17 protein-coding genes are annotated in these 16,329 nt (G+C 56.0%); 13 read left to right on the top strand and 4 right to left on the bottom strand.

Going from position 1 to position 16,329, the window contains the following annotated elements; all coding sequences use genetic code 11:
* Positions 1-165: 165 nt before the first annotated feature.
* On the bottom strand, positions 166-813 hold the full coding sequence (locus AB8996_RS04795) for a gamma-glutamyl-gamma-aminobutyrate hydrolase family protein (RefSeq protein WP_369297836.1): 648 nt from the start codon (positions 811-813) through the stop codon (positions 166-168).
* A gap of 82 nt (positions 814-895) precedes the next feature.
* Here AB8996_RS04795 and AB8996_RS04800 point away from each other — a divergent pair, with 82 nt between their 5' ends.
* From AB8996_RS04800 to AB8996_RS04825, 6 genes are all read left to right on the top strand, one after another.
* Complete coding sequence (locus AB8996_RS04800; protein WP_369297837.1) at positions 896-1,654, top strand: D-alanyl-D-alanine carboxypeptidase family protein; 759 nt, start codon at positions 896-898, stop codon at positions 1,652-1,654.
* A gap of 178 nt (positions 1,655-1,832) precedes the next feature.
* Entirely contained in the window at positions 1,833-3,281 is a 1,449-nt protein-coding gene (gltX, locus tag AB8996_RS04805; protein ID WP_369297838.1) for a glutamate--tRNA ligase, read from the top strand.
* Positions 3,282-3,315: 34 nt separating this feature from the next.
* Complete coding sequence (locus AB8996_RS04810) at positions 3,316-5,013, top strand: glutamine--tRNA ligase/YqeY domain fusion protein (RefSeq protein ID WP_369297839.1); 1,698 nt, start codon at positions 3,316-3,318, stop codon at positions 5,011-5,013.
* A 193-nt stretch (positions 5,014-5,206) separates the two neighbouring features.
* Positions 5,207-6,223, top strand: coding sequence for a biotin--[acetyl-CoA-carboxylase] ligase (locus AB8996_RS04815; protein ID WP_369297840.1), 1,017 nt, complete (start codon positions 5,207-5,209; stop codon positions 6,221-6,223).
* Positions 6,210-6,752, top strand: a complete 543-nt coding sequence (locus tag AB8996_RS04820) for a biotin transporter BioY (RefSeq protein WP_369297841.1) — start codon at positions 6,210-6,212, stop codon at positions 6,750-6,752. The genes AB8996_RS04815 and AB8996_RS04820 overlap by 14 nt, the downstream gene beginning before the upstream one ends.
* Positions 6,749-7,141 (top strand): DUF1284 domain-containing protein, encoded by a 393-nt coding sequence (locus AB8996_RS04825; RefSeq protein WP_369297842.1) that lies wholly within the window; start codon positions 6,749-6,751, stop codon positions 7,139-7,141. Before AB8996_RS04820 ends, AB8996_RS04825 begins: the two co-directional genes overlap by 4 nt.
* A 79-nt stretch (positions 7,142-7,220) precedes the next feature.
* Here the strand turns inward: AB8996_RS04825 and AB8996_RS04830 are convergent, their stop codons facing one another.
* Entirely contained in the window at positions 7,221-7,694 is a 474-nt protein-coding gene (locus tag AB8996_RS04830; protein WP_369297843.1) for a divergent PAP2 family protein, read from the bottom strand.
* A 242-nt stretch (positions 7,695-7,936) separates the two neighbouring features.
* Between AB8996_RS04830 and AB8996_RS04835 the strand changes: the two genes are divergently transcribed.
* From AB8996_RS04835 to AB8996_RS04845, 3 genes are read left to right on the top strand one after another with little or no spacing between them, the layout of a single operon-like run.
* Positions 7,937-8,587, top strand: coding sequence for an epoxyqueuosine reductase QueH (locus AB8996_RS04835; RefSeq protein ID WP_369297844.1), 651 nt, complete (start codon positions 7,937-7,939; stop codon positions 8,585-8,587).
* Complete coding sequence (locus tag AB8996_RS04840; protein ID WP_369297845.1) at positions 8,578-9,405, top strand: amidohydrolase family protein; 828 nt, start codon at positions 8,578-8,580, stop codon at positions 9,403-9,405. Before AB8996_RS04835 ends, AB8996_RS04840 begins: the two co-directional genes overlap by 10 nt.
* Complete coding sequence (locus tag AB8996_RS04845; RefSeq protein ID WP_369297846.1) at positions 9,398-10,147, top strand: hypothetical protein; 750 nt, start codon at positions 9,398-9,400, stop codon at positions 10,145-10,147. Before AB8996_RS04840 ends, AB8996_RS04845 begins: the two co-directional genes overlap by 8 nt.
* A 9-nt stretch (positions 10,148-10,156) precedes the next feature.
* On the opposite strand, the gene AB8996_RS04850 is transcribed toward AB8996_RS04845, so the two are convergent.
* A complete protein-coding gene (locus AB8996_RS04850) occupies positions 10,157-11,440 on the bottom strand; it encodes a LysM peptidoglycan-binding domain-containing protein (protein ID WP_369297847.1) in 1,284 nt (427 codons plus the stop codon).
* Positions 11,441-11,618: 178 nt separating this feature from the next.
* Between AB8996_RS04850 and AB8996_RS04855 the strand changes: the two genes are divergently transcribed.
* The 4 genes from AB8996_RS04855 to gltA all read left to right on the top strand — a co-directional run bounded on the left by AB8996_RS04855 (position 11,619) and on the right by gltA (position 15,960).
* Positions 11,619-11,888 (top strand): hypothetical protein, encoded by a 270-nt coding sequence (locus AB8996_RS04855; protein ID WP_369297848.1) that lies wholly within the window; start codon positions 11,619-11,621, stop codon positions 11,886-11,888.
* A gap of 276 nt (positions 11,889-12,164) precedes the next feature.
* Positions 12,165-13,382 carry an iron-containing alcohol dehydrogenase gene (locus AB8996_RS04860; protein WP_369297849.1) on the top strand — a complete coding sequence of 406 codons (1,218 nt, stop codon included), beginning with the start codon at positions 12,165-12,167 and terminating at the stop codon, positions 13,380-13,382.
* Between the two features lie 251 nt (positions 13,383-13,633).
* Positions 13,634-14,479: a sulfide/dihydroorotate dehydrogenase-like FAD/NAD-binding protein gene (locus tag AB8996_RS04865; RefSeq protein ID WP_369297850.1), complete on the top strand. Its 846-nt coding sequence runs from the start codon at positions 13,634-13,636 to the stop codon at positions 14,477-14,479.
* A gap of 62 nt (positions 14,480-14,541) precedes the next feature.
* On the top strand, positions 14,542-15,960 hold the full coding sequence (gene gltA / locus AB8996_RS04870) for an NADPH-dependent glutamate synthase (protein ID WP_369297851.1): 1,419 nt from the start codon (positions 14,542-14,544) through the stop codon (positions 15,958-15,960).
* Positions 15,961-16,079: 119 nt separating this feature from the next.
* On the opposite strand, the gene AB8996_RS04875 is transcribed toward gltA, so the two are convergent.
* A complete protein-coding gene (locus AB8996_RS04875; protein WP_369297852.1) occupies positions 16,080-16,328 on the bottom strand; it encodes a TfoX/Sxy family DNA transformation protein in 249 nt (82 codons plus the stop codon).
* Position 16,329: the final 1 nt, after the last annotated feature.

Below are 16,329 nucleotides of genomic sequence, written 5' to 3' on the forward strand. Positions count from 1 at the left end.
GACGGGACTTGAACCCGTACGTCGTAGACACACGCACCTCAAACGTGCCTGTCTGCCAGTTCCAGCACTCGCGCATATCGAGCTTATCAATTATAGCATTGGGAATATTCGTTGTCAAGAAATTTTTCGCAGCCCGGCACAGCTTACCCTGCCGCTGCTGCGCGCTCAGCACTGATTCAGGAAAAAATCAAAAATACAGCGTCCGTCTACCGTATCCGCCCTTTTTTTGCGGAACGACATGCGTTCCGGGTGGAACTGAACGGCGTAAAGCTTCCGTTCCCGGTTTTCCAGGGCTTCGATCACACCGTCTGCTGCCGTGGCGGCAATTTTCAAAGCTGCTGCCGGGCGGTCCGCCGCCTGATGATGGGCACTGTTCACGGAAAATGTTTCTCCGTACAGCGGGAAGAGAAAGCTGTCCGTTGGCACGGTGATTTGATGCACTTTATCTCCCGTGGCTTCCTCCCAGCGGTGAGTGGAGGAGGTGGGAAGGTCCTGGATCAGATCGCCGCCCAGCGCCACGTTCAGAATTTGCAAGCCCTTGCAGATACCGAGGATCGGTCGCCCGCTTTCGCAAAAGCTCTTCACCAGCGCAAGCTCTGCCAGGTCCCGCTTCCTGTTGATCCCCACGCTGCCCAGATTCTCAGCGCCGTACAAGCCGGGGTCGATGTCCGCCCCGCCGGGGAGCAGCAGCCCGTCGCAGCAATCCGCAAACGCGGGGTTTTCCGCGAAAATTCCCATAGCGCCGCAGCCATCCAGCGCTTCGGCGTAATTTTTGCACACCTCTCGGCTGCCATAGATAAAAATTCGTTTCATCAGCAATTCCTTCCTTCCAACCCTCCGGCAAACATGAATATGCGTGCTTTGGGCAGAATAATTCCAGAAAGGGCGTGTAATTATGAGAAAGCTTGCAAACAAAGGGAGAATGGGAAAAACGGACTATGTTTCCGGCGCCGTTATAGTGCTGGCGGTTTTTTTGATCCTTCTGCTCAGCTGGATCGGTTCTCTGGAAACCGAAAAAGACCTGCGCGCCGCTGCCCATAACGCTGCCCAGACCGTGGCGGGAGTGCAGCCGAAAGAAGAATATGTGCAGCTTTCCGACCCGCTGCTGGTGGTGGTCAATGACTGGACGCCCCTGCCGAAAGCATGGCGCGTCACGCCCCGCATGATCGACGACGAGCAGGTGGACGTCAAAATGTACGACGACCTTTCTGCCATGACTGCCGCCGCGGCGAAAGAGGATGTCTGGCTCTGGGTCGTTTCCGGCTACCGCAGCGTAGAACAGCAGGAGGCTGTGCTGGAGCGGGCGATCCGGGAAAATGTAAAATCCGGCATGATGGAGATAGAAGCCGAAGAGGACGCTTTGCGAACCGTGGCCCGCCCGGGCTGCAGCGAGCACCATACAGGGCTTGCAGTGGACTTCAACGATGTGACAGATGATTTTGAAGCCAGCGCCGCTTATGAATGGCTTGCAAAGCACGCGGCGGAATACGGCTTTATCCAGCGCTATCGAAAGGAAAAGGCGGAGCTTACCGGCATTGACCGGGAAAGCTGGCATTACCGCTATGTGGGCAAAGCCCACGCCAAAGAAATGGAACGGCTGGATTTTTGTCTGGAAGAATACGTGGAATACCTGAAAAAGCAGGGGATAAGGTAATGCTTCTTTTTTATTATAGACAAAACATCGGGATTTGACAAGAAAAGGCAGGGTGAATAAAAGCAAAAGCTACAAATTTTCGGGACTTCCCTCACAAAAAGCAGATTTCTATTGCGCAACAGGTGCAGAGTGAGCTATAATAGGTACAGTTTTTTCATTTGCGAAAGAGGGAGTACCTATGGCTACAGTTCGGACAAGATTTGCGCCCAGCCCCACGGGCTTTATGCATGTGGGAAATCTGCGCACGGCGCTGTATGAGTATCTGGTGGCAAAGTCCCAGGGCGGAAAATTCGTTCTGAGAATTGAGGATACCGACCGGGAACGGCTGGTGGAAGGCGCGGAGCAGGTGATCTACCAAACGCTGCGGCAGGTTGGGCTGCAGCACGACGAAGGTCCCGATATCGGCGGCGAATATGGTCCCTATGTGCAGAGTGAGCGGAAGGATTTGTACCGCCCCTATGCCGAGCAGCTTGTGCGGGAGGGGAAAGCCTATTATTGCTTCTGCACCAAGGAGCGGCTGGAATCCCTGCACGATGAAAGCGGTCTGGGAGGTTATGACCGCCATTGCCGCGATCTGCCCCAGGAGGAGGTGCAGCGTCTTCTGGACGCCGGCACGCCCCATGTCATTCGGCAGAAGGTCCCGCTGACCGGCTCCACCACTTTTCAGGACGCCGTGTACGGAGAGATCACCATTGAAAACAAGGAAATAGAGGATCAGGTTCTTCTGAAAGCGGACGGCTATCCAACCTATAATTTTGCCAATGTGATAGACGACCATCTCATGCACATCACCCATGTGGTGCGCGGCAGCGAGTATTTGACCTCCACGCCCAAGTATAACCTGCTTTACGAAGCCTTTGGCTGGGAGATACCCACTTACATTCACCTGCCCCTTATCATGGGCAAAAACGAGGACGGCAGCGTGTCCAAGCTGTCCAAGCGCCACGGCTCCACCAGCTTTGAAGGCTTAGTAAACGACGGCTATCTGCCCCCGGTGGTGACGAATTACATCGCCCTGCTGGGCTGGTGCCCCAAGGACAATCAGGAAATATTTTCTTTACAGGAACTGGAAAAAGCCTTTTCCATCGACGGTATCAGCAAATCTCCGGCAGTGTTCGATTACGATAAGCTGAACTGGTTCAACGCCGAGTATATCAAGGCGATGTCCGCCGAGGAGTTCCTGTCTCACGCTATGCCGTATTACAAAGAAGTGTTCGGCGGGGAGGAAAAATCCTGGGACGTGCTGCAATCTATTTTGCAGGCGCGCATCACAAAATTCCAGGAAATCCCGGCAATGCTTGCTTTCTTCAAGGAACTGCCCGACTATCCGGCAGAGTTCTTTGTCAACAAAAAGAGCAAGACCACATTGGAAAACTCTCCGCAGATGCTGGAAGCGGCGATTGAAACCCTGGAGCAGCTGCCCAGCTGGGAGCTGACCGCCATTCATGACAGCCTGATCGGTCTCGCGGAGAAACTGGAAGTGAAGAACGGCACGCTGCTGTGGCCCGTGCGCATCGCGGCAGCGGGAACGCTGGTCACCCCCGGCGGCGCAATGGAGATTTTAGCTTTGCTGGGAAGAGAAGAAGCCCTCCGCCGGCTGCGGGCAGGGCTTGCGAAGCTTTCCTGACGAAAATCAGCCCAAAAGAAATGAGGTTTTAATAATGAGTGAAGAAAAGAAAATGGATATTGCTGAGGTTGCCAGCACAAATTTCATCGATGATTTTGTGAAGGAGGACATGGCGCCCGGCGGACGGACAGAGGGCATGACGGTGCACACCCGTTTCCCGCCGGAGCCCAATGGCTACCTGCATATCGGGCACGCCAAGGCGATCTACGTTGATTTCGGTACGGCGGAGCGCTTCGGCGGTATCTGCAACCTCCGCATGGACGACACCAACCCCACCAAGGAAGACGTGGAATATGTAGACGCCATCAAAGAGGATATCCACTGGCTGGGATACGATTGGGACGACCGCTTCTACTATGCTTCCGACTTTTTTGAGGATATGTATAGGGGAGCGGAGGAGCTGATCGAAAAGGGGCTTGCCTACGTGTGCGAGCTGACCCCCGAGCAGGTGAAAGAAATGCGCGGAGATTTGACCACCCCTGCAAGAAGCCCGTACCGTGACCGCCCCAAAGAAGAAAGCCTGGACCTGTTCCGCCGTATGCGGGCAGGGGAGTTTGAAGACGGCAGAATGACCCTCCGGGCAAAGATCGACCTGGCAAGCGGCAACTTCAATATGCGGGACCCGGTCATCTACCGCATCAACCACTCCAGACACCACAGGACAGGGGACAAGTGGTGCATCTATCCCATGTACGATTACGCCCACCCCTTTGAGGACGCCATGGAATGTATCACCCATTCCCTGTGTACGTTGGAGTTTGAGGATCACCGTCCTTTCTATAACTGGGTCATTGAAAACGTCACCCTGCCCTCGAAGCCCCGCCAGATCGAATTTGCCCGGCTGGGCATCAACAATACAGTGATGAGCAAGCGGAAGCTCCGCGCTCTGGTAGAAGGCGGCTATGTGGACGGCTGGGACGACCCCCGTATGCCCACCCTCTGCGGTCTGCGCCGCCGGGGCTATACGCCCGCCGCCATTCGGAATTTCAGCGAGAGAAACGGCGTTTCCAAGGTAAATTCCACAGTAGAGTACGCTTTTCTGGAGCATTGCCTGCGGGAGGACCTGAACCAGAACGCCCGCCGGGTCATGGCGGTGCTGGAGCCGGTAAAGCTCACCATCGTAAATTATCCCGAAGGGCAGAGCGAGACCCTCACCGTGGAAAATAACCCCAACAAGCCGGAAGACGGCACGAGAGAGGTCACCTTTTCCCGGACGCTCTGGATCGAAAGGGAAGATTTTTTACAGGAGCCTGTTCCCAAATATAAGCGCCTGTACCCGGAGGGCCCCGAGTGCCGCTTAAAGGGCGCGTACCTTATCAAGTGCATAGGCTGTGAGACCGACGAAACGGGAAAAGTGATCGAGGTCAAGGCGGAGTACGACCCCCAGAGCCGCGGCGGCGACCCTGCCGACGGCAGAAAGGTCAAGGGCGCGACGCTCCACTGGGTGGACGCGGCAACAGCCCTGACCGCCGAGGTGCGGCTGTACGACAACCTCTTTACCGTGGAAAACCCGGAAGAGGGGAATTTCCTGGATTATCTGAACGAAGCTTCCCTGTCCGTACTGAACGACTGCAAGGTGGAGCGTTCTCTGCGGGACGCGAAGCCCGGGGAAAGCTTCCAGTTCATGCGCCAGGGGTATTTCTGCGCCGATAACCGGGACAGCACCCCGGAGCACCTTGTATTCAACCGTTCCGTCAAGCTGAAGGACAGCTTCAAGCCGGCTGGAAATTAGAAATACTTTGCGCCGAACCTTTGAAAAAGTGTTTTCACGGGAACGGCTGTCCCAAAACGATAGGACGATCGTCCTTGCAGGCGGAGGGAAGCTTCCCTCCGCTTTTTGCGGCGCTGATTGTCACCCAAATAAAAAAACTCGGTTGACAATCTGCCGCGCCTGTGGTATCTTTTGGGAGAAAAGGAGTGAGCCTATGAATATTTCCGATCAGGTGCTGGCGCTTCTCCGGGAGAGCAGCGATCCGCTTTCGGGAGAAGAAATGGCACAGCGCCTGGGCGTCAGCAGGAATACTGTCTGGAAAGCGGTGCAGAAGCTCAGAAACGGCGGCTTTGCCATCGGCGCGGGAACGAACCGCGGCTATGTGCTCCTTTCGGAAAGCGGGGTGCTCAGCCCGGAAAATATTGCCGGGCGGCTCAGCGGAGCGGCGGCAGGCTGTACCATATGCGTCCTGGAGGAAGCTACCTCCACCAACACCGTGGCAAAGGAGCTGGCGGAGCAGGGAAAGCCGGAGGGCGCCGTAGTGATCGCCCAGCGGCAGACCGCCGGAAAGGGCAGGCTGGGGCGTTCCTTTTCGTCCCCGCCAGAAACCGGGCTGTATATGAGTATCCTGCTGCGCCCCAAATTTTCCGCCGAGGAATCCCTTTCCATTACCACCGCCGCGGCGGTGGCGGTCGCCGGAGCCGTGGAAGCCGTGACCGGGCAGAACGCCCAGATCAAATGGGTCAACGATGTGTACCTGAACGGATATAAGATCTGCGGTATCCTCACCGAAGCGTCCATCGACTTTGAAACGCAGGGTCTGCGCTATGCGGTGCTGGGCATCGGCGTGAATATCCAGACCCCGGCGGGCGGCTTCCCGGAGGAACTGAAGGAGATCGCCGGGGCGCTGTATGAGAAGGACGCTCCGCCGGAAACCAGAGCCGCTGTCGCCGCAGAGATACTGAACCGCTTTTTCGGCTTTTATCAAACCCTCACCGACCGCCCTTTCCTGCCGGAATACCGGCGGCGTTCCCTGCTGACGGGCATGGAGATCAGCTTTGTCAGCGGCGGCACGAAGCAGAAAGGCACGGTGCTGGGCGTAGACGGGGAAGCCCGCCTGCAGGTGCGGCTGAAAAATGGGGAGGAGCGGCTCCTCTCCGCGGGAGAAGCGACCATTGAAAAAGATTTTCTGGAAAAGCTGCGAAAGGGGAAGAACGATGGAAAAGAGTAAAATTCAAAGGCTGGTGCTTACCGGGGTATTTGCCGCGCTGCTGGCGGTGCTGTCCCAGGTCTCCATTCCCATGCCGTCAGGGGTGCCCGTCACCCTGCAAACCTTTGCGGTGGCGCTGTGCGCTTATGTGCTGGGCTGGAAGCTGGGTACGCTGGCGGTAGCGGTCTATCTGGCGCTGGGCGCTGTGGGGCTGCCCGTGTTCGCCGGGTTCAGCGGCGGGTTCGGCACATTCCTGCACGTCACCGGCGGCTTTTTGTGGGGCTTTCTGCTGATGGCTCTGCTCTGCGGGCTGGGCGCGCAGACGGGAAAGCCGGTGTTCGCCCTTTTGCTGGGCGCGCTGGGGCTTGCCGTCTGCCATTTCTGCGGCGTGCTGCAATATGCGGCAGTCGCCTCCGCACCGTTTTTGGAAAGCTTCCTGCTGGTGTCGGCGCCCTATCTTTTGAAAGACGTTATCTCTCTGGCGCTGGCGTATCTGGCAGCGCGGGCTGTAGTGTTCAGCCTGAAAAAAGCGAGGCTGGTGGGCGAATGAAGCTCCGGGGACACCATCTGTTCTGCACCGCCCTTTTCTCCGGGCATGGGTACAGCGAAGAATTTACAAAAAAGATGACAGCCCTTGTCGCGGACCTGCATAAGGGCGAAAGAATCACCGTGCAGCTGGGTGCAGACGAAATTTGTTCCGTCTGCCCCAACCGCACGGACTCCGGCGGCTGCGCCCTCAGCACAGAGGACGTGCTGCGCCGGGACAGCGCCGCCCTGCGGGTCCTTCGCTTAAAGCCCGGAGAGACACTGAACTGGCAGCAGGCGGCGGAAAAGCTGAAAAATTTGACCGAGCCGGAGTTCCGATCCGTCTGCGGCTGCTGCCGCTGGCAGCGGGAAGGATTGTGCAGCCTGACCCTGCTGCAAAGCCGCCTGGCATGAAATAACGCCCTGTCTCTCATAGGAGACAGGGCGTTTCTATAAGTTCCTGCTTGTGGGGAACATGCTGCTCTATAAAAAATCACCGCAGAAAATTGGCAATGAGCGCAATGGCAAAGCCCAGCAGCGCCCCGCAGGCGACCTCGATCTGCCGGTGCCCCAGCGATTCGTTGAGCCGGGGGATCAGATCCTTCAGCTCCTGCTTGTCCACCTTGCCGTCGCTTTCTTCCAGATATGCTACAATGTGGTTGATAGCTCTGGCGTGCAGCCCCGCCGCCCAGCGCACCCCCGTGGCGTCGTACATGACGATAAGGGCCAGCACGAAAGCCAGCGCGAAAATGGGGGAGGAAAACCCATACAAAAAGTAAGAGGTCAGCAGCACCGAGCAGGTCACGGCGGAATGGGAGCTGGGCATTCCCCCGGCGCCGGCAAGCCGCCGCCGGTCAAACTGCCGGTGCCGGACAGCGTCTATCAGCGTTTTCAGCCCCTGTGCGCTGAGCCAGGCTACCACGCTGACATTGATGAGCGGGTTGGAGATCAAAAAACTGAGATTCATGGCAGCAATTCCTTTACGGGATTCTTTTGTTTTCACTGCTTTGAAAAAGGGCAGTGTTTTACCTCTCAGCCCTTTTCCATAATGACAACGGTAATGCCTTTGTCATTTTATCATAGCTTTTCCCGCCGCTGTTGTCAACTGTGCCGCCTTGCAAAACGCGGTATGCTGTGATACAATAATCGCGTTGCGATTATTTTCTCACAGACAGGTTTTTCTGTAAATAAGCGGAAAGGAGGGGGACAGTGCCCGCGCAAAAACGAAACTACAGCAGGGAGCAGGACGAGATCCTGCGGGAGATCGGGCAAAGCGGGAAAAAGCCCACTCTGCTGCTCCACGTGTGCTGTGCGCCCTGCTCCAGCTATGTGCTGGAGCATCTTACCCATTATTTTTCCATTTCCATTTTGTATTATAACCCCAATATCGAGCCGGAAGCCGAATATGACAAGCGGAAAGCAGAGCTGGAACGCCTGGTGCGGTCCATGCCCTTGGAGAACCCGGTTACCCTGCTGCCCTGCGAATATGACAGCCAGGCGTTCCGGGAAGCGGCGAAAGGGCTGGAAGACGTGCCGGAGGGCGGGGCGCGCTGCCTTGCCTGCTTCCGTCTCCGTCTCCGCAGGGCGGCGGAGGAAGCCAAAAAGCGGGGCTTTGATTATTTTACGACCACGCTGTCCATCAGCCCGCTGAAAAACGCGGAAGCCCTGAATCAGATCGGCGAGGAAGCAGGCAGGGAATACGGCGTTGCCCATCTGCCCTCGGATTTCAAGAAAAAAGAAGGCTATAAGCGCTCTATTGAGCTTTCCAGAGAATATGACCTGTACCGCCAGGACTACTGCGGCTGCATTTATTCTAAAGCCCAGCGGGAAAAGAGAAAGGAAGAGGAAACGTGCCGGTAACTTATCAGGGAGCTTCCTATCGGGCGGCGGATACCCACGCCCATATCTATCCGGGAAAAATCGCGGAAAAAGCCACAACGTCCGTTGGCTCTTTCTATCATTTGAAAATGCGGAACGTGGGAATGCCCCATGTGCTGGCGGAGCGGGGAGCGGCGGCAGGCATTGACCGTTTTCTGGTCTCCTCCGTTGCCACCAAGGTGGAACAGGTACGGCCTATCAATGAATTTATTGAGAAAAAGTGCAGGGAGTATCCCCGGTTTGCAGGGCTTGCAGCGTGGCACCAGGACATCGCCGACATCGACGCTCAGTTGGACGATATCCAGCGCCGCGGGCTCCGGGGCATTAAGCTCCACCCGGATTTTCAGGGCTTTTCCATCGACGACGAAAAAATGCTGCCCTTTTACAGAGAAGCTAACCGCAGGGGGCTGATCGTTCTCTTTCACACCGGGGACAGCCGGACAGACTTTTCTTCTCCCCGCCGCCTGATGAATGTGCTGGAAAAGCTGCCGGACTTTACCTGCATTGCGGCCCATTTGGGGGGCTACACCCAATGGGAGGAGGCGAGGCAGGTGCTTCACGGGACCAATGTATATGTGGACACGTCAAGCTCGCTGTTTGCCCTGACGCGGGAGCAGGCGCGGGACAGCATCGCCCACTTTGGGGTGGACCGCACCATGTTCGGCACGGATTTTCCCATGTGGGACCCCGCGGAGGAAGTGCGGCGCTTTTTTGCGCTGGGATTCTCCGAAGAGGAAAATCGAAAAATTCTCTATGACAATTTTGCCCGCCTGTTTCATTTGGAAGACGCCCATGGATAACACGAAGTTTTTGCTGGCGTGCCACAGGGTCATGGACGAGGGGCGGCAAAACAGCGGCATTGGCACATTGGGCGAAAAGACCCTCCATGCCGTGCTGAAATTCTATTTTGATCCCGACCCCGCCCACCACGAGCAGAAAGCCGGCTCCTTTGTGGCGGATATCCGCAACGGAACCGGCTTCTATGAAATTCAGACGAGGAATTTTTACCGTCTTCGGGACAAGTTGGAAGCCTTTCTGCCCGAAGCCCCGGTGACGGTCATCTATCCTGTTCCGGCGCTAAAATGGCTGATCTGGCTGGACGAGGACGGAACCGCGACCCCGCCCAGGAAAAGCCCCCGCCGCGGCACCGCGGCAGACGTTCTGCCGGAGCTGTACGCCATAAAGCCCCTGCTGAACCGGGAAGGGCTGCGCTTTTGTGTTATGCTGCTGGAGCTGGAGGAGTACCGCTTGAAAAACGGCTGGAGCGAGGACGGCAAGCGCGGCTCTACCCGCTTTGAACGGCTTCCCATCTCTCTCATAGACGAGCTGTGGCTTTCTTCTCCCGCCGATTATCTCAAGCTGGTCCCAGGCACGCTGCCTGAGACTTTTACCGTAAAGGAATACGGCAAGGCGGCAAAGCTTTCGCCAAAGAGAGCCTCTCAGGCGGTAAATGTCCTGCATGCCGTCGGCGCTCTGCGGCGAACGGGCAAGGTGGGAAACGCCTATCTTTATAGCCGGACAGAAGAAAAAGATTTGACCTGACTTCCGCGGTCACACGATTTTTTCGATTTGATATCTGGCGCTGACAAACGCCCAGTTCTGGGCAAAGGCGCGCATGATGTTCCAGTACCCTCCGCCCCGCAGGGCAAATTCTTCCAGAAGATCGTATTTCCCGCGGATGCTCCTCACATCTTCAAACCACACCACGTGCTGCAGGTCTTGTCTGCCTACATAGTGAAAATTGGGGGAGTAGGCAGTTTCGTCAAATTCGATGGGCACATTGTTCCGCTGGGCGATCTCCACGGCGTACTCGTTGCCGATGGCAGTCGCCCGGGTGATGCCCCGCTCAAAGGGCAGGATCCAGTCATAGCCGTAATTGGGTATCCCCATCATGATCTTTTCCGATGGGATCACCGAAGCGCCGTAGGAGACCACCCGCCGCACCTGATTGAGCGGCGCTACCGCCATGGGCGGACCGTAGGTGTAGCCCCATTCGTAGGTCATCAGCAGCACGGTGTCCGCAAGGGCGCCGATGGCGGCGTAATCATGGGCTTCATACAGCAGCCCTTCCTGTGTGCCGGAGGTTTTGGGGGCAAGGTCCACATTGACAAAAAAGCCCTCGGCGTGCATTCGCTCAATGGAGCGGCGCAGGAAATTCAGAAAATCCCCGGCGTCCTCCGCAGCCACATATTCAAAGTCGATGTCCAGCCCCAGATATCCCTTTTCTTTCATGACGGCGACGATCTGATCCAGCACCCTGTCCTGCAATTCGATGCTCCGAAACAGCAGGCTTGCCCGCTGTCCGCTGAAATTCCCGTCCTCCGTGATGGAGGAAAGCAGCATGACCGGGGCGACCCGGTATTCGTACGCCATGTTTATCATTTCCTGATCGTCAATGGGGATCAGCTCTCCGCTTTCCGTAAAGCCATAGCCAAAAATGGTCAGGTAGGTGAGATAGGGCAATGTCCTCCTGAGAATGTCCCGCTGGATATAGGGGTAGGCGTAGCCGTTTAGGGAAACGTTCCGGCGCTTCGGCTCCTGAAAATGGATCACCAGCGTCTGACCTGCCATGAGATAGGGAGAAAAGATCAGATCGGGGTTGTTCTGCAGCAGCTCGATCTCCGGCACAGCGAACTGCGCGGCAATGCTTTCCAGGGTGTCGCCGGGGCGCACGGTATAGACCGTTTCGGGAATGAGAATGAGCAGCGCCTGTCCGACCGGCAGCCTTTGTGGATTTTTGATCCCGTTGTCGCTGATAATGCGGCTGGGAGATACCCCGTACTGCCGCGCGATCTGCCAGACGGTGTCGCCCTGCCGTACCACATGAATAAACATATGGAGTCCCTCTTTCGTTGCAGTCTTTTTTACCAATATGCGGCGAGACAGGGCGCTATGCCCAATGACAACACAGCTGTTGTCATTGGAGTGAGAAGCCCCGAAGCGCGAAGCGCTTCCCTGTGAGGCTTTGAAGTAAAATAAAAACCGGCGGTAACGCCAAAAAGGAGAAATGCTTATGGAAACACCGATGGACCTGCAAAAGCTCACCTTCTTCACCGAGGGGAACACCTTTACCGGGAGCCGGACTAAGGACTTAAAGGCGGGGAAGCTGCTCCGCTATCTTGTCCGCCCGGACAGGGAGGAAGGGAAGCTTATCGCTTATGCGTGGAAAGCCGACGTTTGCTTTGACCGGGCGCAGGACAGGGAGGAGAAGCCCTTCCCCATGAACGAAAGCGGCTTGGAGGAAATTCAAAAATGGCTTCAGGAGCAATTTGAAGCGCTTTGATTTTCCCGCTGTGCCGATGGCGGGAAACACGCACGTTTTTTTTCAATATTCAAAAAGAGCCGCCTTTCCGGGCAGCTCTTTTTTGTATGCTTTCGGGAGAGAAAATGTGGCGGCATAAAAATTTTTTCAAGACGACAAATTTGTATTGACAGCGCTGCTTTACTGTGTTATATTATTAACAAAGAAATGTTATTTTATTAACGATCTTGAAAATGCGCTGTTTCACCGGCTCTTATCCCCGGGTGGACAAATAAAAATCATTGGAGGTCTTTTTTTATGGCAAGGTTTACATTACCCAGAGATCTGTATCATGGCAAGGGCGCGCTGGAAGCCCTGAAAACTCTGGAAGGCAAGCGGGCTATCGTTTGTGTGGGCGGCGGCTCCATGAAGCGCTTCGGCTTTCTGGACAAGGCTGTTTCCTATTTGAAGGAAGCCGGCATGGAAGTGGAGCTGTTCGAGGGCATTGAGGCTGACCCCTCTGTGGAAACTGTCATGCGCGGCGCGGAAGCCATGCTCAAGTTCCAGCCCGACTGGATCATTGCCATGGGCGGTGGTTCTCCCATTGACGCGGCAAAGGCAATGTGGATCAAGTACGAGTATCCCGAGGTGACCTTTGAGGATATGTGCAAGGTGTTCGGCTTGCCCAAGCTTCGCAAAAAGGCACATTTCTGCGCGATCTCTTCCACCTCCGGCACCGCTACCGAGGTGACCGCGTTCTCCATCATTACCGATTATCAGAAGGGGATCAAGTATCCCATTGCCGATTTTGAGATCACGCCCGACGTTGCCATCGTTGACCCCGACCTGGCGGAGACCATGCCCCAGAAACTGGTTGCCCATACCGGCATGGACGCTATGACCCATTCCATCGAGGCGTATGTTTCCACCGCGAATTGTGATTACACCGATCCCCTTGCCATTTTTGCCATCATGACCATTCAAAAGGATTTGGTGGATTCTTATAACGGCGATATGGCAAAGCGCGACGCCATGCACAATGCCCAGTGCCTGGCAGGCATGGCGTTCTCCAACGCCCTGCTGGGTATCGTCCACTCCATGGCGCATAAGACCGGCGCGGCTTTTGCGGATTACGGCGCGCATATCATTCACGGCGCTGCCAACGCCATGTACCTGCCCAAGGTGATCGCCTTCAATGCGAAGGACCCCACCGCAAAGCAGCGTTACGGCGTGATTGCCGACTTTATGGGTCTGGGCGGCTCTAATGACGATGAGAAGGTGCAGCTGCTCATCAAGTATCTCCGCGGCATGAACGATGCGCTGAAGATCCCGCACTGCATTAAGAACTACGGCGCGGACAGCTATCCCACCGAGAACGGTTTTGTGCCGGAGGAGGTTTTCCTGGAGAGGCTGCCTGAGATCGCCAAAAACGCCATTGGCGACGCCTGCACAGGCTCCAATCCCCGTCAGCCCAGCCAGGAGGAAATGGAAAAGCTGCTGAAGTGCTGCTATTACGACACGGAAGTGGATTTCTAAGCCCTTTTTGAGCCAAAAGCTTTGCTTTGAAAAATCGACTGCTCCGGCTGCTGCCGGGGTGGTCGATTTTCTATACGGATTTCCAATTTTTCTCAGGTATTCAGACAAAAGCAGAGCTTTTCTGCAAAATGTGCGTGGCAGGGAAAATTTTTCTCCGCCTTTTGATATTTTTTTCGCATTTGGGTTTGACCCCACATCATTTTTGAGGTATACTATAACTATCATTCTAGTCCGTATAAGGAGTAAGTGCTATGTACAAAATCGTAAGCAAGAAAGAGTTGAATCCCACAGTGACAAAAATGGAGATAGAAGCTCCCTTTGTCGCTGCCAAAGCAGAGCCGGGGCAGTTCATCATCCTTCGCGTGGATGAAGAGGGCGAGCGCATCCCTCTGACCGTCGCCGGGTACGACCGTGAAAAGGGCACCGTCACCATCATTTTCCAGATCGTCGGCGCCACCACGGAGAAGCTGAACCACCTGAACGAAGGAGATTCCCTCCATGACTTTGTAGGACCTCTGGGCGTTGCCACCCACACCGAGGGTCTGAAAAAGGTCTGCATTGTCGGCGGCGGTGTGGGCTGCGCCATTGCGCTTCCCATCGCTCAGAAGCTGCACGCCGCAGGCTGCGACGTCACCTCTGTGATCGGCTTCCGCTCCAAGGACCTGCTGATCCTGGAGGACGAGTTCCGCGCTGCTTCCAACCGGCTGTTCGTCATGACCGACGACGGCTCTTACGGCAGAGAGGGCAATGTGTGCGTCCCGCTGAATGAGATGTTCGGCGAAGGGGAGAAGTTCGACGAAGTGATCGCCATTGGACCGCTGGTCATGATGAAGTTCGTTGTGGCCGCCACCAAGCCCACCGGCATTCCCTGCACCGTGTCCATGAACCCCATTATGATCGACGGTACGGGTATGTGCGGCGGCTGCCGCCTGACCCTGAACCAGGACGGCAAGAAGGTCACCAAGTTCGCCTGCGTGGACGGACCCGACTTCAACGGCTATGAGGTCGATTTTGACGAGGCGATGTCCCGCGGCGCCATGTATCATGATTTTGAACGGCACGCTTATGAGGAAACCTGCAACCTCTTCAAGAAGTAAAATTTGAAAATCACTTTTCGGTCAGCTTTTTTACCGGCCGAATGAAAGGAAGATGCATAGAAATGCCAGCAAATATGAATCCGAAAAAGAATCCCATGCCCACCCAGGAGGCTGCGGTTCGGGCGCACAATTTCCAGGAGGTTGCTACCGGCTATTCCGAAGAGATTGCCATTGACGAGGCAATGCGCTGCCTGAATTGTAAGAATATGCCCTGCGTAAGCGGCTGCCCGGTCAACGTCCACATTCCAGAGTTCATTGCAAAGATCAAGGAAGGGGACTTTGAGGGCGCTTATCAGGTCATCAATGTTTCCTCCAGCCTGCCTGCGGTGTGCGGCCGTGTCTGCCCCCAGGAGACCCAGTGCGAAAGCAAGTGTGTCCGCGGTATCAAGGGAGAGCCTGTGGGGATCGGCCGTCTGGAGCGCTTTGTCGCCGACTGGCACAACGCCCACGCCACCCAGAAGCCCCAGCCCGTCCCCTCCAACGGTCATAAGGTCGCCATCGTCGGTTCCGGTCCTTCCGGTCTGACCTGCGCCGGCGATCTGGCAAAGAAGGGATATAAGGTCACCGTGTTCGAGGCGTTACATACCGCCGGCGGTGTGTTGGTTTACGGCATTCCCGAGTTCCGTCTGCCCAAGGCGATCGTCCAGCAGGAAGTGGACAATCTGGTCGCCATGGGTGTGGATATGGAGACAAATATTGTCATCGGCAAGACCTTGACGGTCGATGAGCTGTTTGAGCAGGGCTATGAGGCTGTGTTCATCGGCTCCGGCGCTGGTCTGCCCAACTTTATGAACATTCCCGGCGAGTCCTTGAAGGGCGTGTATTCTGCCAACGAATTCCTGACCCGCAGCAACCTGATGAAGTCCTATCTGGACAACCCCGTCACTCCCATTATGAAGGGTGGCAAGGTGGCTGTGGTCGGCGGCGGCAACGTGGCAATGGACGCTGCCAGAACCGCTCTCCGCCTGGGCGCGGAAAAGGTGTACATCGTGTACCGCCGTTCTCTGGAAGAACTGCCCGCCCGTAAGGAAGAAGTGGAGCACGCCATGGAAGAGGGGATCGATTTCCGCCTGCTCAACAACCCTGTGGAGATTCTGGGCTATCAGAATCCCGACGACCGCCGCGACCCCAAGAACGGCTTTGTCACCGGCATGAAGTGCATCAAAATGGAGCTGGGCGAGCCCGACGAAAAGGGGCGCCGCCGTCCTGTTCCCATCGAGGGCAGCGAGTTTGTGCTGGACGTGGACACCGTTGTCATGGCGATCGGCACCTCTCCCAACCCGCTGATCAAGTCCACCACCAAGGGCTTGGAGACCCAGAAGTGGGGCGGCATCATCATCAATGAGGATACCGGGCTGACCAGCCGCGAGGGCGTGTACGCCGGCGGCGACGCCGTTACCGGCGCTGCCACCGTTATCTCCGCCATGGGCGCTGGCAAGCTGGCGGCAAAGTCCATTGACGAGTACCTGAGCCAGAAGTAAGAAATCCCGAAAAAAAGCAGCGGGCGCCGCAGACCGTATCGGTTTGCAGCGCCCGTTTTTTCTCTATAAAACTTCAATGAAAAGAAGCTGATTAGAAACAGATTTCAATAAAAAGAATTTTACAAATGCTGAAAGAAGGTTTTCAGCTCTGCCTTACAGGCGGGCGACAGTTCTTTAATGGCGATCCCCTGAATTGCCGCCTCCAAATGGTAAAGAATGACGACACAGGTGTGGGGATAGGCAGCCTTCAGGCGGGAAACCGCTTCCCTGCTGCCAAGCCGTATCAGCTCCTCCGCGGAGGAAATCCCAACGGAGTGAAGCTTCTTTTCCATGGTTTTACCCAGCCCTATCGTTGTCAATGCAGCCATG

Origin of the sequence: uncultured Neglectibacter sp. (genome assembly GCA_937958185.1) — a bacterium.
GTDB lineage: Bacteria > Bacillota > Clostridia > Oscillospirales > Acutalibacteraceae > Acutalibacter.

Coding starts and splice junctions, on each gene's coding strand:
- AB8996_RS04795 (WP_369297836.1), bottom strand. CDS start 813: ATGAAACGAATTTTTATCTATGGCAGCCGAGAGGTGTGCAAAAATTAC.
- AB8996_RS04800 (WP_369297837.1), top strand. CDS start 896: ATGAGAAAGCTTGCAAACAAAGGGAGAATGGGAAAAACGGACTATGTT.
- gltX (WP_369297838.1), top strand. CDS start 1,833: ATGGCTACAGTTCGGACAAGATTTGCGCCCAGCCCCACGGGCTTTATG.
- AB8996_RS04810 (WP_369297839.1), top strand. CDS start 3,316: ATGAGTGAAGAAAAGAAAATGGATATTGCTGAGGTTGCCAGCACAAAT.
- AB8996_RS04815 (WP_369297840.1), top strand. CDS start 5,207: ATGAATATTTCCGATCAGGTGCTGGCGCTTCTCCGGGAGAGCAGCGAT.
- AB8996_RS04820 (WP_369297841.1), top strand. CDS start 6,210: ATGGAAAAGAGTAAAATTCAAAGGCTGGTGCTTACCGGGGTATTTGCC.
- AB8996_RS04825 (WP_369297842.1), top strand. CDS start 6,749: ATGAAGCTCCGGGGACACCATCTGTTCTGCACCGCCCTTTTCTCCGGG.
- AB8996_RS04830 (WP_369297843.1), bottom strand. CDS start 7,694: ATGAATCTCAGTTTTTTGATCTCCAACCCGCTCATCAATGTCAGCGTG.
- AB8996_RS04845 (WP_369297846.1), top strand. CDS start 9,398: ATGGATAACACGAAGTTTTTGCTGGCGTGCCACAGGGTCATGGACGAG.
- AB8996_RS04850 (WP_369297847.1), bottom strand. CDS start 11,440: ATGTTTATTCATGTGGTACGGCAGGGCGACACCGTCTGGCAGATCGCG.
- AB8996_RS04855 (WP_369297848.1), top strand. CDS start 11,619: ATGGAAACACCGATGGACCTGCAAAAGCTCACCTTCTTCACCGAGGGG.
- AB8996_RS04860 (WP_369297849.1), top strand. CDS start 12,165: ATGGCAAGGTTTACATTACCCAGAGATCTGTATCATGGCAAGGGCGCG.
- AB8996_RS04865 (WP_369297850.1), top strand. CDS start 13,634: ATGTACAAAATCGTAAGCAAGAAAGAGTTGAATCCCACAGTGACAAAA.
- gltA (WP_369297851.1), top strand. CDS start 14,542: ATGCCAGCAAATATGAATCCGAAAAAGAATCCCATGCCCACCCAGGAG.
- AB8996_RS04875 (WP_369297852.1), bottom strand. CDS start 16,328: ATGGCTGCATTGACAACGATAGGGCTGGGTAAAACCATGGAAAAGAAG.